A 25471-nucleotide genomic window follows, 5' to 3' on the forward strand; every position below is an offset into this window, starting at 1 on the left:
TGCTAGCATCCTCCGCCTTAACCAAGGGTTAAGCCGCGAGCCCCATGCGTTCAATCGGTGATTGTCGGATTGGGACCAAGCGCCGCACGGTCATCGGCGAGAATCGCGTCTTCGGGCCAAGACACCCGTGCCACGGCACCGTCCCGGTTGAAGAAGGCCACCGTCCCGCCGCTGCGTTCCAAAAGCGTGCGGGCGATGAACAGACCAAGCCCCATGCCTTCGTAGGGACCCGCCGCCGATCCCGCCTTGCGGGTGGAAAGATAGGGTTCGCCCAAGCGGCCCAGCAGATGCGGAGGGTAGCCGGGACCGTCGTCACGGATCTCGACGGTGATCCGCCCGCGCGCGCGGCTGGCGTTGATCTCGACCTGGGCGGCGGCGAAATCGACGGCATTCTGGATCAGGTTGCGGATCGCATGGATCAGCCCCGCATCGCGCTGGACGGCAAGCGCGCCGGCCGCGCCCAGATCCATCGCGATCCGCACGCCGCGCTGGCTGTGGGGACCTGCGGCCTCGCCCAGCACGTCGGCCAAGGGCGCCGAATGCAGCAGCAGGTCGTCCTTTCCCGCGCGGCCCATCCCGCGCAGGATGTCGCGGCAGCGGTCCACCGAGCGGCGCAGTTCGGCGAGGTCGGCGGCGATCTCGGGGCGGTCGGCGAACTCGTCGGCCAATTCCCCCGCGATCAGCTTGATGGTGGCCAGGGGCGTGCCCATCTCGTGCGCCGCCGCGGCGACCACACCGCCCAGATGCTGCAGCCGCTGTTCTCGGGCAAGCCCCATCTGCGTGGCCGCCAGCGCGTCCGAGGTCGCGCGAAGGTCGGCCGAGACGCCATAAACGCAGAGCGCAAAGAAGGCCCCGCCGATGAACAGCTCAAGCACCCGGCCGACATGCAAGGCGATCTCGGGGCGCGGGGCCATGTCGGGCAGGAAGGTCAGCGGCACCGCCAGCGCCGTCATCGCAATCAGCATGGCCGTCGTGGCCACGGCGAGCGCAAGGATGTGGCGCAACGGCAGCACCGTCGCGCCGATGGTCAGGGGCGCCAGCACGAACAGGGCGAAGGGGTTGCCGATGCCGCCGGTCAGCGTCAGCAGCGCCCCCGTCTGCAGCGTGTCGAAGACAAGCTGCGCCAGCGCATGGCGCGCGTCGACAGGCCGGCTTCGCGCCGTCAGCAGCAGATTCATCGCGATCGCCGCCGCCAGCACCAGCAGGACCGCCATCAACGGGAAACGCGCCCCCAGTCCCCAGGCGCCCGCCGCCGCGGCCGCCTGGCCTGCCAGCGCGATCCAGCGCGCGGTGATCAGGCGCCGGGGCCGGATGGGACCGGCGCCGGCCAGCCGCCGCAGCCCTGGCCGGGCGGCACCGGGCAAAGGCTCGTGGCGCCCTTGGGACTTCGGTGGCATGATGTCGCCCTCGCCTTGGTGGTCCGCGCTTGATAGCCACCGGAACGCGACGCGGCAATGAAGAGGATCGACCCATGACGGAACGCCGATTGATGATGCTGGGGCTTCTTGCCACGGTGCTGGTGCTGCTGACTGGATGGCTGTGGCTGCGTCCGGCATCGGGAGATCAGTTTGCGCAGTGCCGCCGTTCGAACGTGGCCGGCGGCATCGAAGCGCTGGGTGGCAGCTTCATCCTGACGGATGAGAACGGCGCGCGGGTGACGGATGCCCAGGTTTTCGACCGGCCCTCGATCTTCTACATGGGCTATACTTATTGCCCGGATGTCTGCCCGATGGACTCGGCGCGCAATGCCGGCGCCGCGGATATCCTGAGCGAGCGGGGAATGTCGGTGAAGCCGGTGTTCATGTCGGTCGATCCCGCCCGCGACACCCCCGAACAATTGCGCGACTTCACCGATGCGATGCACCCCGACATGCTGGGAATTACCGGCAGCGTCGAGGAGGTGACGGCAGTCAGCCGCGCCTGGCGCGGGTATTTCCGTCTGAACGATGAAGAAGACAAGGAGAGCTATCTGGTTGATCATACGACAAACAGCTTTCTTGTTCTTCCCGGCCATGGCACGGTCGAGTTCTTTACCCGCGATACCAGCCCGGAGCAGATGGCCGATCAAATTGCCTGTTTTGTCGAGGCGGCCTGATCCGGTTGCTGGATCGGCAGGATACGGATCATGAAAACGGCCATTGCAGCGAGATCAGGATGAACGCAGAGAATACGACCGGCATTGGCGACGATCCCAGCCTTCTGCTGGTCGATGACGACGAGGTTTTCGTGACCCGGCTTGCCCGGGCAATGGAACGGCGCGGATTTCGCACGGAAATTGCGACCAGCGTGGAAGTTGCGCGCCACAAGGTGGCGGCCCGCGCGCCCGCCTATGCCGTTGTGGATCTGCGACTTGAGGATGGCAGCGGCCTGGATGTGGTGGACGCGCTGCGTTCCCGGCGCGAGGATTGCCGCATTGTCGTGCTGACGGGATATGGCGCGATTGCGACCGCCGTTGCGGCGGTCAAGATGGGCGCGGCCGATTACCTGTCAAAGCCCGCCGATGCCGATGAAGTGACCGCGGCGCTGCTGGCACAGGCCTCGGCACTGCCGCCTCCGTCTGAAAACCCGATGTCCGCCGACCGGGTGCGTTGGGAACATATCCAGCGCGTGTTCGAGCAATGCGACCGCAATGTTAGTGAAACGGCGCGGCGGCTGCATATGCATCGCCGGACATTGCAGAGAATTTTGGCCAAGCGCGGGCCGCGCTGAATATTGCAGTTGCGCGGAGAAACGTTATTTGTCATTCAGTGCTCCGCATTTCGCGCGAAAGGAATGGAATTTGGAACTCGACGTGGACTCGATGTCGCTGGAAGATCTGCGGGCGCTTCGCACCCAGATCGACAAGGCGATCAGTTCTTACGAAACCCGCCGCCGGAAAGAAGCCATGGCCGCGCTTGAGCGGACCGCCCGTGATATGGGGTTCAACCTGTCCGAACTGACAGGCGCCGGGGGCCGCGGCCGCCGTGGCGCCGCGGCGGCCAACGAAGGCCAGCCCAAATACGCTCACCCCGACGATCCCAACCAGACATGGTCGGGCCGCGGCCGGCGCCCGCGCTGGGTGATCGAGCAGATCGAGGCGGGCAGGTCGCTGGAAGACCTGCTGGCCTGACAGGACGCCGCGCCGGGGTCAGCCGTCCAGGCGGGCGGTCAGCGCGGCGAAGCGATCCAGAAAAGCTGCGCGCGTCTCGACAGGCGGGCGCAGCCTGATCCTCAGCCCGTCCGTGGTCGCGCCACGGCGCAGAGGAAACAGGCGGTCGGCCTCGGCCGGGGTGAAGCCCGCGATCTCGACCGCCTCGAGCCGGGCAGAGATCCGGTCGGCCCGCTTGATCTGCGCCTTGACCGGCGCCGGGATCGCCGCCGGCAGGCCGAAGCGGCGGTGGATCGCGGCGGCGAGGCGGGTGTCCATCTCGCGGTATCCCGGACCCAGCGCCGCCTTGACCGGCGAGATCATGTCCCCGATCACATATTCCGGCGCGTCATGCAGCAGCGCCGCAAGCTGCCATTGCGGCGCGATGCCGGGGTTGAGACGGGACAGGATCTCCTCGACCAGCAGCGAATGCTCGGCCACTGTATAGGCCCAGTCGCCGCGGGTCTGGCCGTTCCAGCGCGCCACAAAGGCAAGCCCGTGGGCGATGTCGCCGATCTCGACATCCATCGGCGTCGGGTCCAGCAGGTCCAGCCTGCGGCCCGACAGCATCCGCTGCCATGCCCTTGCACGCGCCATCAGCGGCTCTCCCGCAAAGGGATGGAAAAAGGCCGCCCCACGCAGGGCGGCCCGGTCAGGCGATTACGGCGCATGGCTCAGGACAGGGGCTGGCCCTGCGGGCGTTCGGCGCCCGACTGCGCCTCGGCCTGCGCCCGGCGCGCGGCCTCCTGCCGGTAAAGCGCCACAAAGTCGATCGGGTCGAGGTTGAAGGGCGGGAAGCCGCCGTCGCGGGTCACGTCCGACAGGATGCGGCGGACAAAGGGGAACAGCATCCGCGGGCATTCGATCATCAGGAAGGGGTGCATCTGCTCCTCCGGCACGCCCTCGATGTGGAAGACGCCGGCATAGTCCAGTTCGCACAGGAACAGCTTGGCCTTGTCCGAGGCGTTCTGCGAGGTCACGCGATACTTGCAGATCACCTCGTACTGATGCTCGACCTGACGCTTGCGGGCGTCGAGGCTGACCTGCACCTGGATCTCGGGCGAGACATCGCCGCCGAGGCCCTTCTGCGCGACGATGTTCTCGAAGGACAGGTCGCGGGTGAACTGGGCCAGGATGTTCAGGCGGACAGCGGGCTGGCCGGGCTGGGCCTGCGGGGTGGCTGCGCCGGAGGCGGCGCCGTTCGTGGTCTCGTCAGTCATCTTCCATCCTCGCGTCAGCGGTTCCTGCGCCTGTTAGCATCGCGGCCGCCCCCGCTCAATGCTGCGTCCAGCCGGAAGGGCGGCGCGTTCCGCGCGGCGGCAGCGCGGGCGGCGGCCCGTCCGGGTCTTCGTCCTCGACCACGGCATATTCGGCGTCGATCACCATGGGCCGGCCCCGCGGGGTGCCGTGGCGGCCGGTGCCGAAGCCCGCCTGCGTGACCCGCACCCTGCGGCCGAGCGTCCGCAGCACGAGTCCCCGCACCGGCGGGATCAGCAGCAGTATGCCGAGCGCGTCGGTGAAGAAGCCCGGCAGCACCAGCAGCCCGCCCGCCAGCATGATCAGCGCGCCATGGGCGAGGGGCTGGCCGGGGTCGCGGAACTCCTCGACCGCGCGCTGCAGGTCGGCCATCGCAGCCGCCCCTTGCCGGCGCATCACCCAGATGCCAAGGACCGCCGACAACAGCACCCACAGGATGGTCGCGCCGACCCCGATCTCGCCGCCGATCTGTATGAAGAGCGCGATCTCGAGGATCGGCCACATGACGAACAGGATCAGGAACCACATCGTTGAACCTCGTGATCGGCCCGCAACTGGACTTGGCGGGTTCTGCCACCTACATAATCAGACGTTCAGATCAGACCAGACCTAACGCCAGGGGCGCACGCGGATAATGTCGAATACGATGCTACAGATCATCGTGCTGGGGGCCATCGCCGTCTTTCTCATCATGCGCCTGCGGAATGTCCTCGGCACACGCGAGGGGTTCGAGCGTCCGCCGCAGCCGATCCAGGCCAGCCGGCCCACCCCCGTGGCGGCGCCCGCGCCCGAGGAAAGCGACGTGCTGGACCATGCCGAGCCCGGCACCCCCGCCGCCGAGGCGCTGACCGCGATGCAGCGGGCCGAGCCGTCCTTTGCCGTGGGCCCCTTCCTTGCCGGCGCCCGTCAGGCCTACGAGATGATCCTGACCGCCTTCGAGCGCGGCGACCTGTCCGAGGTCCGCCCCTTCCTTGCCCCGCAGGTGGCCGAGGCCTTCGAGGGAGTGATCCAGCAGCGGCAGGCGCAGGGCATCCGCACCGAGGTGCAGTATCTCGGCACCCGCGAGACCGGTCTGCAGGGGGCGAGCTTCGATCCGCAAAGCGGCACCGGCGAGATTTCCGTCCGCTTCGTGGGCGAGCTGATCGCTGTCCATCGCGATGCCGCGGGCAATGTGGTCGAGGGCGATCCCAAGGCCGCGCGCAAGCAGCGCGACGTCTGGACCTTTGCTCGCCGGATGGGTCAGGACGACCCGAACTGGCAACTGGTCGCGACCGCCTGAGATGTCCCGCCGCCGCGGCCGGGGCGGGTTGTCCGAGGATGACAAGGCGCTGTGGGCACAAGTCGCGCGCAGCGTGACCCCCATGGCCGCGACCGAGCGGCGGCGGATCGTGGCGCCGCCCCTTGAACCCGCGCCGCCTGCGCTCACGGCACCCGCGCCGCGCCCCGCCGCCCTGCCTCAGAACTTCAGCCTCGGGCGGGACCGGCCATCGCCGCCGGTCCATGTCGCCGTCGTGCCCTCCACGGCCGAGCGGCTCGCCGCGCAGCCGCTGCGGATGGACGCCAAGACCCACCGCACGCTGACGCGCGGCAAGATGCGGCCGGATGCGCGGATCGACCTGCACGGGATGACCCTGGCGGTGGCCAAGGCGGAACTGACCGGCTTCATCCTGGGCGCGCAGGCGGTGGGCCACCGGCTGGTGCTGGTCATCACCGGCAAGGGCAGGGGCGACCACGGGCCGCTGCCCTTCCGTTCGGGCGCACTGCGCCACGAGGTGCCGCACTGGCTGCAGATGGCGCCGGTTTCGCCTGCCGTGCTGCAGGTCGTCCCGGCCCATGTCCGCCATGGCGGCGGCGGGGCCTATTACGTCTGGCTGCGCCGCCCACGGGGGGGCAGGCGCGCCTTAACCCTTTCGTAACCTTTGCATATCCGCCCCGCTGATTCGCGGCTAGGAAGGTCCGGCGGCCGTTGCCGCGTTCTGACCGGGGCTTCCGCATGCTCGTCCTGCTTTCGCTTGCCAGCGTGATGATGCTGGCCTTCGCCTTCGACCTGACCTCGGACGGCGGGGATGATCAGGACGATCAGGATGATCCCGCAGCCGAGCCGGACCTGCCCGAACCCGGACCCGAGCCGATCACCGGTTCGGATGCCGGCGAATGGCTGGAAGGATTCGAGCGCGACGACTGCATCGACGGGGCGGGGGGCGACGACGACATCCGGGCGGGCAGCGGCCATGACCTCGTGTCGGGCGGCGACGGCGACGACGTGATCCATGGCGATTACGCGCTGGACAGTTTCGGCAACGACACCCTGCTGGGCGGTGCGGGCCACGATCTGCTGGCCGGGGAAGGCGGCAACGACCGCCTGGATGGCGGTTCCGGCGACGACACCCTGATCGGCGGCGAGGGCGGTGACCTGATGCTTGGCGGCAATGGCGCCGACTGGCTGTCGGGCTGCGAGGGCAATGACACGCTGCAAGCGGGGGCGGGCACCGACGACCTGTCGGGCGACGCGGGCGACGACCTGCTGATCGCGGATGACGAGGATGCCGAGCGCGACTGGCTGCACGGGGGCGAGGGCGACGACACGCTGATCGGCGCCGCCGATGACTGGCTGGAGGGCGGGGCGGGCAACGACCTGTTCGAGCTTCCCGCCGACCGCATCGCGGGCCAGCCGCCCGCCACGCTGGGCGATTTCGACGCCGCGCATGACCGGCTGGATCTGGTTCTTTCCAGGACCGATCTGGAACAAGCCCTTGTCACGCTGGACCCGCAACCCGATGGCTCGGCCTATGTGCGCCTCAACGGCACGGCGGTCGTCCATGTGCTGAACGCCGCGGGACTCGACGCCGCGCAGATCGGTCTGCGCGCGGCCTGAGGCTTTCTTTCGGCGCAAACTTCGCCTATACGCGCCCATCCGTTCCGGCGATTCGGGCGGATGACCTCCATGGGCCTGTGCTGGACGACATCCCGGCCTGCGCCATCACCCTTTTGCAAACAGGAGTCCCCGATGTCGATCACCGTCGAGGAAAAAGCCCGCGTCATGGGCGAATATGCCACCAAAGCCGGCGACACCGGCTCGCCCGAGGTGCAGGTGGCCATCCTCAGCTCGCGCATCGCGACGCTGACCGAGCATTTCAAGACCCACAAGAAGGACAACCACTCGCGCCGTGGCCTTCTGATGATGGTCGCCCAGCGACGCAAGCTGCTGGATTACCTGAAGAACAAGGACGAGGCGCGTTATACTGACCTGATCGCGCGTCTGGGCCTGCGCCGCTAAGGCCCTTGCCTTGCCGACCCCACGCCCGCAGCGAAAGCCGCGGGCGTTTCTGGTTCCGGGGGAGGGTTCATGAACCCTTAAAATGCCCGGTATTGGTTTCTGGCATCTTAACGGCCGGGCGGAAATCCTGTGTTCGTGACAAAACGGAGCGAACATCATGCCCATCAACATTTCCCATACCCCGCCAGGCCAGATTGTCAGTGCCTTGGTGCATCTCATGAACGCGGCGAGGAAGGGGGGCAACGACGCGCCCCCGCAGGCGCAGAACGGCCCGCAGGCTCCCCCGCCCGCCGAGACCGCGGTCCGGTTCGACCTGTCGGCTCCCGCCCAGCAGGCCGCTGCCGCTTCGGACGCACGGGACGCCTTCCCCTCCTGGATGACCGCTACCACGGCGGCCTCGGCCGGGCAGGCGGGGGCGCCTGCCTCCACCCTGTCAGGCAGCCCGGTGGTGGCGCAGGGGGGGTCCCGCTGGATCGCCGATGCCGCCATCCCGCCCAGGGCGCAGGCTGCCACGGACAACGTGCCGGACCCGGCGATCGGGTTCGACGACGAGGCCGCGGCGCGCGCCTGGGCGATCCAGTCGCTTGGCCGTGAAAACAGGCTGGGGCTGATCGAGCAGATCGCCCGGATGGCCGAGCGTCCCGAGGCTTCCCAATCCGCGGCCCCTTCTCGGCCTGCCGCCGCCGTTCCCGTCGCCGAAGCGGCCGAACCCAGGACGCTTGTGCGCGTGTGACGGACATCGGGCCGGAAAGGCCAGACGACCACCGAAGGCCGCCTCTCGAGGTGGCCTTCCGCTTGACGCCACGCCAGTCTTGACGGCTGCCTGCCAGCCGCGCTTCCCTTGTTCCACTGGCTTTGCGAGGAGACGGCCATGTTCGAGGTCTGGCGCATCGTTTCCCGGATGGGACATCTCCAGCGGCTGGCCCCCTTGTGGCTGATCGGGATGGCGGTGCTGGTGACCCGCTTCCAGCCGGTCCTGCTGGTTGCGCTGGCCTATGGCGTCGCGCTGCAGTTCCTTGTCGAATATGCCATGCACCGCTTCCTGTATCACCGCCGCCCGCCGCAGATGCAGGGTCCTTTCAACCAGCTTTACCGCGACCATATCGGCCATCACGAGTTTCCCACCGACCCCGACCTGCTGACAGGCGGCAACCGATGGTTCGCGGCGGTCTTCGCTCTGGTCTCGGCGGGGCTGCACACGCTGGCGCTGGCGCTGTTCATGGGGATCGGCGCGGCGGCGGGCTTCTCGGTCGTGGCGTTGTGGGTGGGGTCGGTCTCGGCCTATGTGTTCTACGAATACTGCCACACGCTCGCGCATGTGAACTTGCCGAAGGGGCGGTTCGGCCGCCACGTCACCCGCAGTCATCTGGCGCACCACTACCAGGACCACCATGCGACCTTTCACGTCAGCGCCGGCATGGGCTGGATCGACCGGCTGTTCGGAACCGGCCACGACCCGCAAGCGGCCCGCGCCCGCTATGACCGCGACACCATGATGTCGCTGGGCATGGACCCCGACGACCTGCGGCTTGTCCTCGCCCGCAAGGCCTGGGGTCTGCCGGGATGGCCTGGCCGCCGCCACGGATAAGACTTTCCTCACCCCCCGTTTTCCTGTATGCCCGGTCAATCTGCGACGTGAGGCCCGCCCCCGGCCGCGCTTAAGGATTGGGGGAGGCGGCAATGGGGCCGCCATATGACACGGGCGGCCGGAGGGCCGGCGCGCCCCTGAGGAAACCAGATGTTCGACGAAGTGAAGAAATCGATCCAGTGGGGGCAGGAAACGCTCACCCTGGAAACGGGCAAGGTTGCCCGCCAGGCTGACGGGTCCGTCATCGCCACGCTGGGGGAAACCAGCGTCATGGCCAACGTGACCTTCGCCAAGGAACCGAAAGCCGGTCAGGACTTCTTCCCCCTGACCGTCCATTACCAGGAAAAATACTATGCCGCCGGCAAGATCCCGGGCGGCTTCTTCAAGCGCGAGGCGCGGCCGACCGAAAAGGAAACGCTGACCGCCCGCCTGATCGACCGCCCCTGCCGCCCGCTGTTCGCGCCCGGCTTCAAGAACGAAACCCTGGTCATGTGCACGGTGCTGTCGCACGACCTGGTCAACGACCCCGACATCGTCGCGATGATCGCCGCTTCGGCCGCGCTGACGATTTCCGGCGTGCCCTTCATGGGTCCGATCGGGGCGGCGCGCGTGGGCTTTGCCGGCGGCGAATACGTCCTGAACCCGGACGTGGCCGACATGGACCATCTGCGGTCCAACCCCGAGCAGCGCCTTGACCTGATCGTCGCCGGCACCAAGGACGCCGTGATGATGGTCGAATCGGAAGCCTACGAGCTGACCGAGGAAGAGATGCTCGGCGCCGTCAAGTTCGGCCATGAGCAGATGCAGCCGGTGATCGACCTGATCGTCGATCTGGCCGAGGCAGCCGCGAAAGAGCCCTTCGACTTCCAGTCGCCGGACTATTCCGAGCTTTCCGCCCGCGTGAAGTCGCTGGGCGAGGAAGGGATGCGCGCGGCTTATGCGATCATCGACAAGGCCGACCGCCGCGACGCGATCCAGGCCGTGCGTGAAACGATCGTTGCCGGTCTGAACGAGGCCGAACTGGCCGACCCGAACCTCGGCTCGGCGCTGAAGAAGCTGGAATCGGGCATCCTGCGCGGCGACATCATCCGCGGCGGCACCCGGATCGACGGCCGCGACAACCGTACCGTCCGCGCGATCGACTCGGAAGTGGGCATCCTGCCGCGTACCCACGGCAGCGCGCTGTTCACCCGCGGCGAGACGCAGGCGCTGGTCGTGACCACGCTGGGCACCGGCGACGACGAGCAGATCATCGACGCGCTGCACGGCAACTCGCGGTCCAACTTCTTGCTGCACTACAACTTCCCGCCCTATTCGGTGGGCGAGGTGGGTCGTGTCGGCAGCCCCGGCCGCCGCGAGATCGGCCATGGCAAGCTGGCATGGCGGGCGCTGCAGGCGGTGCTGCCGGCGGCGACCGACTTCCCCTACACCATCCGCCTTGTTTCCGAGATCACCGAGTCGAACGGCTCGTCGTCCATGGCCTCGGTCTGCGGCGGCTCGCTGGCGATGATGGATGCAGGCGTGCCGTTGAAGGCGCCGGTTGCGGGCGTGGCCATGGGTCTGATCCTTGAGGACGCCGACAACTGGGCGGTGCTGACCGACATTCTCGGCGACGAGGATCATCTGGGCGACATGGACTTCAAGGTCGCGGGCACCGAAAACGGCATCACCAGCCTGCAGATGGACATCAAGGTCCAGGGGATCACCCCCGCGATCATGGAACAGGCGCTGGCGCAGGCGAAAGACGGTCGCCTGCACATCCTGTCCGAGATGTCGAAGGCCCTGACCGAAGGCCGCCGCGAGTTCTCGGCCCATGCCCCGCGCATCGAGACGATGACCATCCCCACCGACAAGATCCGCGAAGTGATCGGCTCGGGCGGCAAGGTCATCCGCGAGATCGTGGAAACCTCGGGCGCCAAGGTCGACATCAACGATGACGGCACGATCAAGATCGCCTCGGCCAATGCCGATTCGATCAAGAAGGCCTATGACATGATCTATTCGATCGTGGCCGAGCCGGAAGAAGGCAAGGTTTACACCGGCAAGGTCGTCAAGCTGGTGGACTTCGGCGCCTTCGTGAACTTCTTCGGCAAGCGCGACGGGCTGGTCCATGTCAGCCAGATTTCCGGCAAGCGCCTGACGCACCCGAACGAGGTGCTGAAGGAAGGCCAGGAGGTCAAGGTCAAGCTTCTGGGCTTCGACGACCGCGGCAAGGTGCGCCTTGGCATGAAGATGGTCGATCAGGACACCGGCGAGGAGATCTCCGAGCCGAAAAAGGAAGAGGCGCAGGCCGAGTAAGCCCGCCCCTTCTCTGCCCCATCACGTGCCCCGGCTGGAAACGGCCGGGGCGTTCGTCATTTCAGGCGCCGGAAATGCCGCGCCCTACCTCCGGGGAAACCGCCCGCGTTTCCAGTGCCGCCAGCGCGCGGCCAACTGGCTGAGCCGGCCCTTGCGCGAGGCGACCGGCGGACGGCGTTCCGGCCGGGCCTCTGCCTGCAGCGCCGCGGCGAAGTCGTCCCCGTGACCGGCCAGCAACGCGCGGGCGCGCGCCGCGCAGGCCTGCGCGCGGTCCCGCGCCTCTGGCTGCAGGCAGCGGGCCAGCGCCTGATCAAGCTGCGCGTCGCTGGCGGTTTCCAGCGCATGGATCTCGGGCCAGCCGAGCAGTTCCGCCTGCCGCGTGACCTTGTCGCGCCCGGCGATCGCATCCACGGCCAGCACAGGCACCCCGTTCTTCAGCGCCAGCACCGTGCCGTGCAGCCGCGTCGTGACCAGCGCATCCAACCGCGCGAGGATCGATTCGAATTCGGCCGGGCTGCCGATCCCGGTGCGGTTGGCGGAACGGGGCAGGGTGGTGTCCAGTTCGACCACCGCCGCGCCCCCGCGCCGCAGCAGCGCGCGCAGCCGCTGCTCGGCCATGTCGTGCATCTGGCGCGTCCCGTATTCGCGCTGCGACCGGGCGAGGCACAGCCCTACCACCGGAACACGCGCCACCTCCTGCAGAAAGCTCAGATCCGGCCGCACCATTCGGTCGCTGTCGCGTTCCAGCAGCGCGTCGAACGGGTTGCAGCCGGACAGGGGCGCAACCATCGTCAGGTTCACCCCGACCTGCGTGCAATGCCGGAACCGGGCAAGGACATGCGGGAACTTCACCGGGTAATCGGGCGCATAGGGTCCGCAGACCACGATCAGATGGGTGAAGCCGGCCGGATCGAGGCCGGCCGCGTCCACCCAGGAGGGATCAAGCCCCAGCAGGTCCAGCGTATAGGGCGCGATATCGAAGGAAATGCCCAGCTTGTGCAGGCGGGCCTCGACCCGGTGCAGAACCTCGATGTCGCCGACGGTCGAAAAATGCCCAGTGACCAGCGCACGGCGGAAGGACGGGCCTGCGGGGTGGTGGAGCAAGGCGGGATCTTCCTTTGCGCTGAAAGGCGGCCGGGGTGGGGTCATCCCGGCCCCCGGCACATCCCGGGGGCAGGGCGCCTTCGGGCCGGGGGCGCAGGACTTCCGCATGGTTCGGCCCGAACCGGCCCGATCGCCGCCACATCAGGCAGGCCCGAACCCTTCACCACGATGCCCGGCACCACCGTCATGGCTTTCCTTCTGCATTTGTTTCTAACTCGGCCGGCGCAGGGCGTTTGGCAAGCCGTCCCCTGGGCGCTAGGAACTGGAAAAAACGCGAGGGACCATGGACTGCGGCGGACTCGACATCGGTGGCACCAAGATCGAGGCGCGGCTGTTTGACGCCGGCCTCGGGACGATCGACACGCGCCGGGTGCCGACGCCCCGCGACAGCGCCGACGGCTTCTTCGCGGCGCTGGGCGGGCTGGTCGGCTGGCTGCGGGACCGCTCGGGCACCGACCTGCCCATCGGCATCGCCATGAGCGGCGTGGTCGAACCCGACAGCGGCATCGCCCGGACCGCCAACCTGCCGATCAGCGGCGAGAACATGGCCGCAAGGCTGACCGAGGTTGCGGGACGGCCGCTGCCGGTGATGAACGACTCCATGGCGCTGGCCTTCTCGGAAGCGAACGGCGGCGCCGCCGACGGCCATGCGGCGGCGGTCGGGATGATCATCGGCACCGGCTTTGCCGCCGGCGTCTGCCTTGACGGCCGCCCGGCGCGGCGCCCAGGCGGCATCGCGGTCGAGATCGGCCATTGCGGGATGCCCGCCCGCGCCCTTGCGCGGCACGGTCTGGACCTGTGGACCTGCGGCTGCGGGCGGCCCGGCTGCATCGAGGCCTATGTCGCGGGGCCCGGCCTGACGCGGCTGGCCGCGCATATGGGGCTGGGGAAGATCACCGCCCCCGAACTGGCCGCCCGCGCGCATGAGGCCGCGGCCGAGGCGGTGCTGGCCGTCTGGGCCGACCTTGCCGCCGAGGCGCTGGAAACGTTGCAGATGACCATCGACCCCGAGATCGTGGTTCTCGGCGGCGGCGTGTCGCAGATGCCCGGCGTCGTCGAGCGGCTTCAGGCGGCGCTTCCGGCGCGGCTGATGCCCGGCACGCCCCTTCCCATCCTCCGCCTGGCCCGGCACGGGGATGCAAGCGGGGTCCGGGGCGCGGCGCTGCTGGCCCGCATGACCGCCCAAGGCGAGATGCCGTGGAGGCCCTGATCGCCGCCGACCTGATGTGGGCGGGCGGCGCGCTGCGGGAAGGATGGGCGGTCCGCCTGCAGGACGGCCGCATCGCGGCTGCGGGACCGCTCGGCCCGGACAGGCCCGACCGCAGGGTTCACCTGCTGATGCCGGGCGCCACCGACCTGCAGGTGAACGGTGGCGGCGGGGTGCTGTTCAACGCGGACCCCTCGCCCGCCGGTCTTGCCGCGATCCGGGCGGCGCATCGGTCTTTGGGCACCCATGCGATCCTGCCCACCGTGATCACCGACGCGCCCGAGGTGATGGAGGCCGCCGCCGATGCCGTGATCGCGGCCTGGGGGATGCCGGGCATCGCCGGCATCCACATCGAAGGCCCGCATATCGCCCCCGAGCGGCGCGGCACCCATGACGCCCGGCATATCCGGCCCCTAGACGAGCGCACGCTGGCGGTGCTGGCGCGGCTGCGCGCCGCCGGCGTCCCGGTGCTGCTGACGCTGGCGCCGGAACTGGCGGATCCGATGCTGCTGGCCCGTGCGCGGGCGCTGGGGGTGGTGCTGTCCGCCGGGCATTCCTCGGCCACGGTGGCGCAGGCGGAACTGGCCTTCGCCGACGGCATCGGCATGGCCACGCATCTGTTCAATGCGATGCCGCCGATGCATCACCGTGAACCCGGCCTTGCCGCCGCCGCGATCCTGTCGGACGCCTATGTTGGCCTTATCCCCGACGGCATCCATGTGGACTGGGCCATGCTGCGGCTGGCGCTGGCCGCGCGGCCGCGGGCCGGGCGCTGCTTCATCGTGTCGGACGCGATGCCCAGCGTCGGCGGCCCCGTGGCCTTCACCCTTTACGGCCGCCGGGTCGAGCTGCGTGACGGCCGGCTGGTCAACGCGGACGGCGCGCTGGCGGGGGCGCATCTGGATATGGTGACCGGGCTTGCGCGGCTGCATCTTCAGGGCGGTGTCGGGCTTGCGGATTGCATCGCCATGGCGGGTGATGTGCCCCGCAGGGCGATGGGGCTGGCCCCGCTGGTCCTGGCGCCGGGCGCCCCCGCCGATCACATCGCCGTGCTCGACGGGACCTTGGGCTTCGCAGGCTGGCTCGACACGCTTTTCTGACGATTTCGTGCCCTTGCCGGGCATCGGGACGGCTGCGATGCTGAAACCCATGATATTCCGACTGCGACCGATTTCGTGGAGGCTCCGGCCGCGCCGCAAGGCGGGGATGGTCGTGGCGGCTTTTGCCTTCGCCATGATCGCCCCTGTTCCCGCCGCCGCGCAGGCTCCGGGTTCCGGGCCAGGCGCGCCGCAGGACCCGCGCGAGGTGGGCGTCACCACCCTGCAGCGCGACACGGTGCCAGTGACCGTCACCCTGCCCGGCCGCGCGGTGGCTTATCAGGAAACCGGCATCCGCCCGCAGGTGGGCGGCGAGATCGTCGAGATCGCCTATCAGCCCGGCACCTCGGTCGAGGCGGGGACCGTCCTTTTCCGGCTGAACGACGACCAGCTTGCCGCCACGCTCTCGGCCGCCGAGGCCGCGGTGATCAGTGCCGAGGCTGCCGTCCAGGGCGCCACCGCCACCGTCAACCGCTATGACCGCCTGCAGGGCAGCGGCGTCAGCCGGGCCGAGCTTGAAACCGTGCAGGTCGCGCTGGCCAACGCCCGCGCCAGCCTTGCCGCGGCCGAGGCCGAACGCGCGCTGGCCCAGCTTGCCGTGGACCGGACCGAGATCCGCAGCCCCATCGACGGCGTGCCCGACATCGCCAATGTCTCGATCGGCGATCTCGTCACCGCCAACCAGGGCGACGTGCTGACCACGGTCACGCAGATCGACCCCATCTATGTCGATGTCTCGGATTCCCGCGCCCGCATCCTGCGCAACCGCGAGCAGCGGGCGCAAGGCCGGATGGTCCGGGTCGAGGGGCGCGAGGCCGCGCTGATCCTGGAAACCGGGCAGGTCTATCCCGAGGCCGGGCGCTTCGTCGCGCCGGGGCGCGAGGTCTCGCCCACCACCGGCACGGTGCCTTTCCGGCTTGAGTTCCCCAATCCCCACCGCCTGATCCTGCCGGGGCAGTTCGTGCGCGTGCAGATGACCGTCGGCGCGGTGGAAGGCGTGCTGGTCCCGCAGGGTCCGACGCGGCGATCCGCCGTGGGCCAGTTGACGGCCTTTGTCGCCCGCGACAGCCGCGCGGTCGAGGTCGTGCTGACCGAGGCCGGAACCCATGAAAGCAACTGGATCGTGATCGACGGCGTCGAGGCAGGCGACCTGCTGATCCTCGACGGGCTGACCAACCTGAACGACGGCGACGAGATCACCACAATTCCCGTCACCATCGACCCCGAGGGCGTGGTGCGCGAGGTCCCCGGACCCGAGGCCACCGCCTTCCAGGACGTCCCCGTCCCCGTCCCGGCATCCGGCGCGGTTGCGCCCGTGCCGGCGGTGGCGGCGGCCCCGGCCCCGCGCCCCGTCGGCGTCGCCAACTGATGGCGCAGTTCTTCATCCATCGCCCGGTCTTCGCCTGGGTGCTGGCGATCGTGACGATGCTGGCCGGGGTCTGGGGGCTGCTGAGCCTGCCGGTGTCCCAATATCCCGACATCGCGCCGACGACGATCCGCATCTCGGCCAGCTATCCCGGCGCGACCGCCGAGGCGGTGCAGAATTCGGTCACGACGCAGATCGAGGACACGCTGACCGGGCTGGAAGGGCTGCTCTACTTCGAATCCTCGTCCTTCCGCGGCCGGTCCTCGCTGACCCTGACCTTCGACGACAGCGTGGACCCGACCGATGCGCTGAACGACGTGCAGTCGCGGGTCCGCAGCGTCGAATCGCGCCTGCCTTCGGCGGTGCAGTCGGACGGGGTGTCGGTCACGCGCTCGACCTCGTCGATCCTGATGGTGGGCTCGCTGGTCTCGACCGACGGGCGCTATTCCACGGTCGAACTCGGCAACCTGCTGGAGGAGGTCGTCGAAGGCCCGGTCAAGCGCGTGGACGGGGTCGGCGGCATCGACATCTTCGGCTCGGGCTATGCCATGCGGATCTGGCTGGACCCGCTGCGGCTCGCGCAGTTCCAGTTGACGCCCTCGGACATCACGGCGGCGGTGGCGGAACAGAACTCGACCGTCTCGGTCGGCTCGCTCGGCAGCCAGCCGGTGGTGCCGGGCCAGCAGTTCACCGCCACGATGACGGCACAAAGCCAGTTGACCAGCGTCGAGGATTTCCGCCGCATCCTTTTGCGGACCGGCGCCGACGGCTCGAACGTCTGGCTGGGCGACGTGGCCGAGATCGAGATCGGCCAGGAAGCCTATGGCGCCAACAGCCGCTTCAACGGCGCCAATGCCTCGGGCTTCGGGGTGAACCTGGAAACCGGCGCCAACGCCGTGGACACCGCGGCGGGCGTGCGCGCGGTGCTGGATTCGCTGCAGCCCGCCCTGCCGGATGGGGTGGAACTGCGGGTCGCCTATGACACCTCGCCCTTTGTCGAACAGTCGATCGAAAAGGTTTACCACACGCTGCTGGAAGCCGTCGTCCTGGTCATCGCGGTGATCCTGGTCTTCCTGCAAAGCTGGCGGGCGACGATCATCCCGGTGGTCGTGGTGCCCGTGGTTCTGCTGGGCACCTTCGCCGTGCTGTTCGCCTTCGGCTACACGATCAACACCCTGACCATGTTCGCCATGGTGCTGGCGATCGGCCTGCTGGTGGACGACGCCATCGTCGTGGTCGAAAACGTGGAACGCATCATGCGCGAGGACGGCCTTGATCCCGTCCGCGCGACCGAGGTCGGGATGCGCCAGATCACCGGCGCGCTGATCGGCATCGCGGTCGTGCTGTCAGCGGTGTTCCTGCCGATGGCCTTCATGGTCGGCTCGACTGGCGTCGTCTATCGCCAGTTCTCGGTCACGATCATCACCGCGATGATGCTGTCGCTGGCGGCGGCCCTGATCCTGACGCCGTCCCAGACCGCGACGCTGTTGCGCCCCCATCACGGACCGCCACGCTTCGCGCCCGCGCGCTGGTTCAACCGCGGCTTCGACCGGGCAACCGACTGGTACACGCGGGTCATCGCCCGCACCGTGCGTCACCCGCTGCTGGTGGTGCTGCTGCTGGCCGTCATCAGCGTCGTGGTCTGGCAGCTTTTCACGCGGATGAACTCGACCTTTCTGCCGACCGAGGATCAGGGCGTGCTGATGGCCCAGATCAACCTGTCGGAAGGCTCGACCACCCAGCAGACGCTGGCCGTGGTCGAGGAGATCGAAACCTACCTGCTGAACGAGGAACCCGCCGTCGCCTCGACCTTCGGCGCCCTCGGCTTCGGCTTTTCCGGGACCGGGCAGGGCCGGGCCACCCTGTTCGTGCGGCTCAAGGGCTTCGACGAGCGCGGCGACCCCGAGCTTTCGGCCCAGGCCCTTGTCCAGCGCGCCACCGAGCGTTTCGCCAACCATCGCGCAGGCCGCATCAACTTCGTCCAGCCGCCGCCGATCCAGGGCGTTGGCAACAGCGCCGGCTTCCAGATGTTCCTGATCGACCAGTCGGCCCAAGGCACGGCCGCGCTGCGCGAGGCCGCGCAGGCGCTGGAGGAGGCAGCCAACGACCACCCGCAACTGGCCAACGTCCGCAGTTCGGGGGACGAGGACACCGCCGCGCTCAGGCTCGACATCGACCCACAGCGGGCCGAGGCGCTGGGGCTGAGCCTCTCCGAGGTGAACGGGATGCTGGCCACGATCTTCTCGGGGCGCGAGGTCAACGACTTCGCCATGGGCGCCACCCTGCGCCCGGTGATCGTGCAGGCGGGGGCCGAGTTCCGCATGCAGCCCGAGAACCTCGAGGACTGGTATGCCCGCAACGCCTCGGGCGAGATGGTGCCTTTCAGCGCCTTCATGTCCACCCGCTGGGAACCGATCGCCCCCCGGCTGTCGCGCTTCGAGGGCACCAACGCGATCTCGATTTCCGGCAACGAGGCGCCCGGCGCGACCTCGGGACAGGCCATGGATGCGATGGAGGAACTGGTCGCCCAGATGCCCGGCGGCTATGGCGTAGCCTGGACCGGGCTTGCCTATCAGGAACGCCAGGCGGGCAACCAGGCGCCCTTCCTTTACGCGCTGTCGGCGCTGGTGGTCTTCCTGTGCCTCGCCGCGCTTTACGAAAGCTGGACGGTGCCCTTCGCGGTGATGCTGTCGGTGCCGGTCGGCATCCTGGGGGCGGTGCTGGCCGCGCTGATCTTCGGGCAGTCGAACGATGTCTATTTCAAGGTCGGCATCCTGACGACCATCGGCCTTGCGGCCAAGAACGCCATACTGATCGTGGAATTCGCCCGCGATCTCGAGGTCGCGGGCCGCAGCACCGTCGATGCCGCCATCGAGGCCGCCAAGCTGCGCCTGCGCCCGATCCTGATGACCTCGCTGGCCTTCATCCTCGGCGTGCTGCCGCTGGCGATCGCCTCAGGGGCGGGGGCCGCGGCGCAGAACTCGATCGGGATCGGGGTGATGGGCGGGATGATCTCGGCCACCTTCCTCGGCATCTTCATGATCCCGGGGCTTTACGTCGCCGTCCGCCGCCTGACCGGCAACCGGCCGCTGGCCGGCACCCATGCGCAGCCCGCAGGGCAGGCGACCGCATGAGAAAAGCCGCCTTGGTGAGGCGGCTTTGAAGGGTTCGAAACGGGAACCGCCCTTTGCGAACAGTCCACCGGACCGTTCGCGGAAGTCCCTTATCCTTTCTTCAGGATGCGGTTGCCCAGCAGTTCGGCGATCTGGACGGCGTTCAAGGCCGCGCCCTTGCGCAGGTTGTCGCTGACGCACCACAGGTTCAGGCCGTTTTCGACCGTCTGGTCCTGGCGGATGCGGCTGATGTAGGTCGCGTCCTCGCCCGCGGATTCGACCGGGGTAACGTAGCCGCCAGGTTCGCGCTTGTCGATGACCAGCACGCCCGGCGCCTCGCGCAGGATGTCGCGGGCCTCGTCCTCGTCCAGGAAATCCTCGAACTCGATGTTGATCGATTCCGAATGGCCGACGAAGACCGGGACACGCACGCAGGTCGCCGTGACCTTGATCGACGGGTCCATGATCTTCTTGGTTTCGGCGACCATCTTCCATTCCTCTTTCGTCTGGCCGTCCTCCATGAAGACGTCGATCTGGGGAATGACGTTGAAAGCGATCTGGCGCTGGAACTTCTTCGGCGCGACCTCTTGCCCCGGGACATACATCCCCTTGGTCTGGGACCAGAGCTCGTCCATGCCGTCCTTGCCCGCGCCCGACACCGACTGGTAGGTGGACACCACCACCCGCCTGATCCGCGCCCGGTCATGCAGCGGCTTCAGCGCCACCACCATCTGGGCGGTCGAGCAGTTGGGGTTCGCGATGATCATCTTGTTGCGGTAACCCTCGATCGCGTCGGCGTTCACCTCGGGCACGATCAGCGGAATCGCGGGGTCGTAACGATACAAGGACGAATTGTCGATCACCACGCAGCCCTGGCTGGCCGCGATGGGGGCGTATTTCTTCGTGGCCTCGGACCCGATGGCAAACAGCGCCATGTCGTAGCCGGAAAAGTCGAAGCCCTCGATGTCCTTGGTCTTCAGGGTCCTGTCGCCGAAACTGACCTCGGTGCCAAGGCTCCGGCGCGAGGCCAGAGCCACCACCTCATCGGCAGGAAACTGGCGCTCGGCCAGGATGCTCAGCATTTCGCGGCCCACGTTCCCCGTGGCCCCCGCGACGACGATCTTGTAACCCATCGACGTCCCTTTCACGAACAAGACGGCGGGGCATAGCTGATAATGCGGGCGAAGTGAAGGCTGCGAGGCCGGAATGGGTATTTGGGCCAGAAAGAAGCCGCCGGTCTTTCTTTCCGGCCCGGATAGCCGCAGAAACTGTCCGGCAGGACAGGAGATGCCGATGACCGAGCCCGAGTTCGCCCCCGCCGATGCCGAAAGCCGTCCCCTGTGGCTGGTCGCCCAGGGTGACGAAGGGCCGGTCTGGCCCGAGGGTGTGGAGTCCGCCTTCGCGACGGCTTCGGGCTTCGCTGGGAAGCCGGGCCAGATCTGCCTGCTGCCGGGCGAGGGCGGGGTCGCGGGCGCGCTGTTCGGGATCGGCAAGCCCGCCACGCCCGCCGACCGCCCTGCGCGCGAGCGCTTCACGCTGGCTCGCGCCGCCGAGGGGCTGCCCGAAGGGACGTGGCATCTCGAGAGCGTGCCGGAGAACTATGACCTGACGCATGGGGCGCTCGGCTGGCTTTTCGCGCAGTACCGCTTCGACCGCTACAAGAAGGCCGAGCCGCCCAAGGGGCGGCTGGTCTGCCCCGAGGGCGTGGACCGCGAGGCCGTGCTGGCGATGGCCGCCGGCGAATACCTGGCGCGCGACCTCATCAACACGCCCGCATCCGGCATGGGCCCGGCCGATCTGGAAGCCGCCGCCCGTGACTTGGCCGCCCGGCACGGCGCATCCGTCGAGGTGACCCAGGGCGAGGCGCTGGCCGAAGGCTTCCCCATGATCCACGCCGTGGGTCGCGCTGCCGGGCCGGGCCGCGCCCCCCGACTGATCGACCTGCGCTTTCCGGGCGAGGGGCCTGCGGTCACGCTGGTCGGCAAGGGGGTCTGCTTCGACACCGGGGGTTTGGACATCAAGCCCTCGGCCTCGATGCTCATCATGAAGAAGGACATGGGCGGGGCCGCGAACGTGCTGGGGCTGGCCGAGACGCTGGCACGCTTGGGTCGCGCGGGCGGGCTGCGGGTGCTGGTCCCCGCGGTGGAGAACTCCGTTGCGAGCGACAGCTTCCGCCCGGGCGACGTGCTGACCAGCCGCAAGGGCCTGACGGTCGAGGTCAACAACACCGACGCCGAGGGCCGTCTGATCCTCGCCGATGCGCTGGCTTATGCCGCCGAGGACAGCCCGCGCCTGCTGCTGTCCATGGCGACGCTGACGGGGGCCGCGCGGGTGGCGCTGGGCCCGGACCTGCCGCCCTTCTTCTGCGACGACGAGGCGGTGGCGGATGCACTCTATCAGGCGGGCCGCGACCACGCCGACCCCATCTGGCGGATGCCCTTCTGGGAGCCTTACGAGGCCATGATCGAGCCTGCCATCGCAGACCTCGACAATGCGCCGGGCGGAGGCTTCGCGGGCGCGATCACCGCCGCGCTGTTCCTGCGCCGCTTCACCGAAGGCGCGGGGGCCTACGCGCATTTCGACATCTACGGCTGGCAGCCCTCGGCCGCGCCGGGGCGGCCCAAGGGCGGCGTGGGGCAGGGGATGCGGGCGATCCTGCACGCGCTGCCGAAGATCGCCTGATGGATCGCCGCTTGACTCCGGCGACCGACCGCGTGGCGCTGCGTGGATCGGGGATCGCGCGGGATGAGGTCACGGATGGCCGCCCGATGCGGCTGGCCGCGCCCGTGGCCGACCTGCTGCGCGCACCTGGAGGCGCAAGGGACCGCCAGCTTCTGCACGGCGCGGATGTGACGCTGATCGAGGAGCGCGACGGCTGGGGCTTCGTGCAGGCGGTGGCGGACGGCTATTGCGGCTGGGTGACCCTTTTCGCTTTGACGGCGGACATGCCCCCGATCACCCATCGCGTGACGGCACCGGCCACGCATCTTTACCCCGCGCCCGACTTCAAGCAGCCCGAGCGGGGCAGCCTGCCCATGGGCGCGCGCCTGTCGGTCACGGCAACCGAGGGCCGCTTTGCACAACTGGCGGACGGACTGTTCGTGCCGATCCAGCATATCTCGGAGCGCCCCGCCGAGGACCCGGCCCAGGTCGCGCTGCGCCTTCTCGGCACGCCCTATCTCTGGGGTGGGAACAGCCGGGGGGGCATCGACTGCTCGGGGCTGGCGCAGGCGGCTCTGCATGGGGCGGGGATCGCCTGTCCCGGCGACAGCGACCTTCAGCGCAACGCCTTCCCCGTCGCGGACAACATCCAGCGCGGTGACCTGCTGTTCTGGCCGGGCCATGTCGCAATGGCACTGGACGAAACGACAATGATCCACGCCACCGCATGGACAATGTCCGTCATCACCGAAAACATCGCCGCCGCCATCGCCCGCATCGCCGCCGCCGGCGACGGCCCCTTCCTCGGCGCGCGCCGTCCGCGTCTGGACGACCGCATCGCCTTTCCGTAACTGTCGCGCAGCATTGCCGAATGACACGTTGCGGACCATCGGCAGCAGGAGGAGGGGTCTGATGGTGCATCTGTGGGTCCGGGCGGAAAGCCGCCCCAACGAGGACAGGGTCGGCATCACCCCCGAGGGCGTGCGCGACCTGATCCGCCGCGGCTTCCGCGTCACCGTGGAAGACAGCCCCCGCCGCGTGATCCCGACCGCCGACTATCGCGCCGCCGGCGCCTCGATCGCGCCGGAAGGATCGTGGCCCGAGGCGCCCGTGGACGCCATCATCTTCGGCCTCAAGGAACTCCCCGGGGACGGCAGCCCCCTGATGCACCGCCACATCATGTTCGGCCATGCCTTCAAGGGCCAGCCCTCGGGGCAGGTGCTGCTGCGCCGCTTCCGCGACGGCGGCGGGCGGCTTTACGATCTTGAATACCTGCTGGACGACAAGGGTCGCCGCCTTGCGGCCTTCGGCTACTGGGCGGGCTATGCGGGTGCCGCGGTATCCCTGAAGGCCTGGGCCGCGCAACAGCGGGGCGGCATCTGCGCGCCCGTCCGCACCTGGCCCCACAAGGACGCGCTGACTGCGGCGCTGCGGGCGGAACTGGACGGCACCGGCCATGCCCGCCCCCGCGCCATCGTCATCGGCGCGAAAGGCCGCGTGGGCAGCGGGGCTGCCGACCTGTGTGCCGAGGTGGGCGTGCGCGTCACGAAATGGGACATGGCCGAAACCGCAGACGGCGGCCCCTTCCCGGAAATCCTGCTGCACGAGGTCTTCCTCAACTGCATCCTCGCCCAGCCCGGCTGCCCGGTCTTCGTCCCCGAAAGCGCCGTGAATCCCGGTCGCGCCCTGACCGTGATCGGCGATATCGCCTGCGACCCCACAAGCGAGTTCAACCCGGTCCGCGTCTATGACCGCACCACGACATGGGGCGCCCCCGTCCTGCGCGTGGCCGAGAACCCAGCCCTCGACGTCATGGCCATCGACAACCTGCCCTCGATGCTGCCGCGGGAATCGAGCCTTGACTATGCGGCGCAACTGCTGCCGGTGCTGCGGGCGCTCGACGCCATCGACACCGGCGCCTGGGGCCGCGCCGCCGATATCTGTGACACCCATCTGAAAGGGCTTGCGCCATGACGATCCACTGGGTCGGAACCGGACTTTCCTCGATCCCCGGCCTGCGTCGGCTGCTGAAGGGCAAGGTCCCTGTCGCCGTCTGGAACCGCACGGTCGAAAAGGCCCGCGAGGCCGTGGGCGACCTGGCCACCGACATCCGCGAATACACCTCGCAGGCGCTGGCGTCGGCCGTCCAGCCCGGCGACGTGGTGGTGTCCATGCTGCCCGCCGACCAGCACCCGGTCGTGGCCCGCATCTGCATCGAAAAAAAGGCGCATTTCGTCAGCTCCTCCTACATCTCGCCCGAGATGGCGGCGCTGGAGCAGGCGGCGATGGACGCGGGCGTGGCGCTGGTGAACGAGGTCGGGCTGGACCCCGGCATCGACCACCTGATGGCGCATGAGCTGGTCGCCGACTACCGCCATGTGGCCCGGCCCGGCGACCGGATCAGCTTTACCAGCTATTGCGGCGGCATCCCCCGGCACCCGAACCCGTTCCGCTACAAGTTCTCATGGTCGCCCTTGGGCGTTCTGCGGGCGCTGCGATCGCCCTCGCTGTCGATCCGCGACGGCGAGGAGCGGAAGGTTGAACGCCCCTGGCACGCGATCGAGCCCTACGAGGCGCCGCTGCCGGTGCCCGAGCATTTCGAGGTTTATCCGAACCGCGATTCCACCGCCTTCATCGGCCAGTATGGCTTCGATCCCGGTTGGGAGATCCGGGATTTCGTGCGCGGAACCATCCGCCTGAAGGGCTGGTCCGAGGCCTGGTCCGATGTCTTCGCCGAGGTCGAGGGCCTAGCCGGTCCGGAAGGCGACGCCCGCCTGCGCGAGATGGCCGACGAGTTCTGGTCCCGGCACGCCTATGCCGAGGGCGAGCCCGACCGCGTCGTGCTGTTCGTCCGTCTTGCCGCGATGCGGGGGAACGAGGCTGTGTTCGACAAGGAATGGGTGCTGGACGCGCAGGGCGACAAGAACGGCACCGCGATGGCGCAGCTCGTCTCGATCCCGGTCGCGCTGGCGGTCGAGGCGGTGCTGGCGGGCGCCTTCCCTGCCGGAGTCCACGCCGCCCCCGACGATCCCGACCTGATCGGCCGCTGGCTGGTCGAGACGGGCGAGATCGCCGACCACATGGCGAAGGTGGATCATCTGAAGGCCTGAGGCCGCAGCCCTGGTCGTTCCCGGCCAGCTTGCGCGGCATGGATCGCCCGTGCAGGCTGGCCCGGCCGCCTGCCCCTGCCGGCGCGCCCGGTGCCGGTCAATCCTTGAGGCGCCTCCACTCCGCCTCCTGAGCCGATCGGCCGTCCTTCCCGGTGATTGCACGGCTCTGCGTCACGGCGCGCCCTGCTCAAGCGCCCCCGAGCCATTTTCCGTCGCAAAAGTTTCCGAAAGCGGATGGGGCAGCAGCCCGTTCCCTCCAGCGACGC

General features: G+C 68.8%; 24 protein-coding genes. 18 read left to right on the top strand and 6 right to left on the bottom strand.

The window, feature by feature from the left end; translation table 11 throughout:
- Positions 1-50: 50 nt before the first annotated feature.
- Entirely contained in the window at positions 51-1397 is a 1347-nt protein-coding gene (locus JGR78_RS13430) for an ActS/PrrB/RegB family redox-sensitive histidine kinase (RefSeq protein WP_182792639.1), read from the bottom strand.
- 74 nt (positions 1398-1471) lie between these two features.
- On the opposite strand from JGR78_RS13430, the gene JGR78_RS13435 reads away from it, so the two are divergent.
- The 3 genes from JGR78_RS13435 (at position 1472) to JGR78_RS13445 (ending at position 3109) form a co-directional block, all read left to right on the top strand.
- Complete coding sequence (locus JGR78_RS13435; RefSeq protein WP_182792640.1) at positions 1472-2095, top strand: SCO family protein; 624 nt, start codon at positions 1472-1474, stop codon at positions 2093-2095.
- Positions 2096-2154: 59 nt separating this feature from the next.
- Positions 2155-2709 carry an ActR/PrrA/RegA family redox response regulator transcription factor gene (locus JGR78_RS13440; RefSeq protein WP_182792641.1) on the top strand — a complete coding sequence of 185 codons (555 nt, stop codon included), beginning with the start codon at positions 2155-2157 and terminating at the stop codon, positions 2707-2709.
- A gap of 70 nt (positions 2710-2779) precedes the next feature.
- Entirely contained in the window at positions 2780-3109 is a 330-nt protein-coding gene (locus tag JGR78_RS13445; protein ID WP_182792642.1) for an H-NS family nucleoid-associated regulatory protein, read from the top strand.
- An 18-nt stretch (positions 3110-3127) separates the two neighbouring features.
- Here JGR78_RS13445 and JGR78_RS13450 read toward each other — a convergent pair whose 3' ends face one another.
- The 3 genes from JGR78_RS13450 to JGR78_RS13460 all read right to left on the bottom strand — a co-directional run bounded on the left by JGR78_RS13450 (position 3128) and on the right by JGR78_RS13460 (position 4912).
- On the bottom strand, positions 3128-3724 hold the full coding sequence (locus JGR78_RS13450; RefSeq protein ID WP_182792643.1) for an HD domain-containing protein: 597 nt from the start codon (positions 3722-3724) through the stop codon (positions 3128-3130).
- A gap of 77 nt (positions 3725-3801) precedes the next feature.
- Positions 3802-4347, bottom strand: a complete 546-nt coding sequence (gene secB, locus JGR78_RS13455) for a protein-export chaperone SecB (protein WP_182792644.1) — start codon at positions 4345-4347, stop codon at positions 3802-3804.
- A gap of 55 nt (positions 4348-4402) precedes the next feature.
- Positions 4403-4912, bottom strand: coding sequence for an FxsA family protein (locus tag JGR78_RS13460; protein ID WP_182792645.1), 510 nt, complete (start codon positions 4910-4912; stop codon positions 4403-4405).
- A gap of 106 nt (positions 4913-5018) precedes the next feature.
- On the opposite strand from JGR78_RS13460, the gene JGR78_RS13465 reads away from it, so the two are divergent.
- The 7 genes from JGR78_RS13465 (at position 5019) to pnp (ending at position 11547) form a co-directional block, all read left to right on the top strand.
- Positions 5019-5663, top strand: coding sequence for a Tim44/TimA family putative adaptor protein (locus tag JGR78_RS13465; RefSeq protein WP_182792646.1), 645 nt, complete (start codon positions 5019-5021; stop codon positions 5661-5663).
- Between the two features lies 1 nt (position 5664).
- Positions 5665-6300, top strand: coding sequence for a Smr/MutS family protein (locus JGR78_RS13470; RefSeq protein WP_182792647.1), 636 nt, complete (start codon positions 5665-5667; stop codon positions 6298-6300).
- A 77-nt stretch (positions 6301-6377) separates the two neighbouring features.
- Entirely contained in the window at positions 6378-7259 is an 882-nt protein-coding gene (locus tag JGR78_RS18515; RefSeq protein WP_182792648.1) for a calcium-binding protein, read from the top strand.
- 132 nt (positions 7260-7391) lie between these two features.
- The gene (rpsO, locus tag JGR78_RS13480) at positions 7392-7661 is read left to right on the top strand and encodes a 30S ribosomal protein S15 (protein WP_182792649.1); all 270 of its coding nucleotides are present in this window, start codon (positions 7392-7394) and stop codon (positions 7659-7661) included.
- Positions 7662-7818: 157 nt separating this feature from the next.
- Positions 7819-8394 carry a hypothetical protein gene (locus JGR78_RS13485; protein WP_182792650.1) on the top strand — a complete coding sequence of 192 codons (576 nt, stop codon included), beginning with the start codon at positions 7819-7821 and terminating at the stop codon, positions 8392-8394.
- A gap of 138 nt (positions 8395-8532) precedes the next feature.
- Complete coding sequence (locus JGR78_RS13490; RefSeq protein ID WP_182804152.1) at positions 8533-9249, top strand: sterol desaturase family protein; 717 nt, start codon at positions 8533-8535, stop codon at positions 9247-9249.
- 150 nt (positions 9250-9399) lie between these two features.
- Positions 9400-11547, top strand: a complete 2148-nt coding sequence (pnp, locus tag JGR78_RS13495; protein WP_182792652.1) for a polyribonucleotide nucleotidyltransferase — start codon at positions 9400-9402, stop codon at positions 11545-11547.
- An 84-nt stretch (positions 11548-11631) separates the two neighbouring features.
- Here pnp and JGR78_RS13500 read toward each other — a convergent pair whose 3' ends face one another.
- Positions 11632-12651 carry a polysaccharide pyruvyl transferase family protein gene (locus JGR78_RS13500; RefSeq protein ID WP_182804154.1) on the bottom strand — a complete coding sequence of 340 codons (1020 nt, stop codon included), beginning with the start codon at positions 12649-12651 and terminating at the stop codon, positions 11632-11634.
- Positions 12652-12934: 283 nt separating this feature from the next.
- On the opposite strand from JGR78_RS13500, the gene JGR78_RS13505 reads away from it, so the two are divergent.
- The 4 genes from JGR78_RS13505 (at position 12935) to JGR78_RS13520 (ending at position 19455) form a co-directional block, all read left to right on the top strand.
- On the top strand, positions 12935-13861 hold the full coding sequence (locus JGR78_RS13505) for an ROK family protein (protein WP_182804156.1): 927 nt from the start codon (positions 12935-12937) through the stop codon (positions 13859-13861).
- Entirely contained in the window at positions 13849-14958 is a 1110-nt protein-coding gene (locus JGR78_RS13510) for an N-acetylglucosamine-6-phosphate deacetylase (protein ID WP_182804158.1), read from the top strand. The genes JGR78_RS13505 and JGR78_RS13510 overlap by 13 nt, the downstream gene beginning before the upstream one ends.
- 106 nt (positions 14959-15064) lie before the next feature.
- Positions 15065-16324, top strand: coding sequence for an efflux RND transporter periplasmic adaptor subunit (locus JGR78_RS13515; RefSeq protein WP_182792689.1), 1260 nt, complete (start codon positions 15065-15067; stop codon positions 16322-16324).
- Positions 16324-19455: an efflux RND transporter permease subunit gene (locus tag JGR78_RS13520; RefSeq protein WP_182792655.1), complete on the top strand. Its 3132-nt coding sequence runs from the start codon at positions 16324-16326 to the stop codon at positions 19453-19455. The genes JGR78_RS13515 and JGR78_RS13520 overlap by 1 nt, the downstream gene beginning before the upstream one ends.
- A gap of 89 nt (positions 19456-19544) precedes the next feature.
- On the opposite strand, the gene JGR78_RS13525 is transcribed toward JGR78_RS13520, so the two are convergent.
- Positions 19545-20567, bottom strand: a complete 1023-nt coding sequence (locus JGR78_RS13525) for an aspartate-semialdehyde dehydrogenase (protein WP_182792656.1) — start codon at positions 20565-20567, stop codon at positions 19545-19547.
- A gap of 154 nt (positions 20568-20721) precedes the next feature.
- On the opposite strand from JGR78_RS13525, the gene JGR78_RS13530 reads away from it, so the two are divergent.
- The 4 genes from JGR78_RS13530 (at position 20722) to JGR78_RS13545 (ending at position 25205) form a co-directional block, all read left to right on the top strand.
- Positions 20722-22116: a M17 family metallopeptidase gene (locus tag JGR78_RS13530; protein WP_370576532.1), complete on the top strand. Its 1395-nt coding sequence runs from the start codon at positions 20722-20724 to the stop codon at positions 22114-22116.
- Complete coding sequence (locus tag JGR78_RS13535; RefSeq protein WP_182792658.1) at positions 22116-22946, top strand: NlpC/P60 family protein; 831 nt, start codon at positions 22116-22118, stop codon at positions 22944-22946. Before JGR78_RS13530 ends, JGR78_RS13535 begins: the two co-directional genes overlap by 1 nt.
- A 61-nt stretch (positions 22947-23007) precedes the next feature.
- Positions 23008-24069 (top strand): saccharopine dehydrogenase, encoded by a 1062-nt coding sequence (locus JGR78_RS13540; RefSeq protein WP_182792659.1) that lies wholly within the window; start codon positions 23008-23010, stop codon positions 24067-24069.
- Complete coding sequence (locus JGR78_RS13545) at positions 24066-25205, top strand: saccharopine dehydrogenase C-terminal domain-containing protein (protein ID WP_182792660.1); 1140 nt, start codon at positions 24066-24068, stop codon at positions 25203-25205. The genes JGR78_RS13540 and JGR78_RS13545 overlap by 4 nt, the downstream gene beginning before the upstream one ends.
- The last annotated feature ends 266 nt before the right edge of the window (positions 25206-25471 follow it).

Origin of the sequence: Paracoccus sp. MC1862 (assembly GCF_016617715.1) — a bacterium.
Classification (GTDB): Bacteria; Pseudomonadota; Alphaproteobacteria; order Rhodobacterales; family Rhodobacteraceae; genus Paracoccus.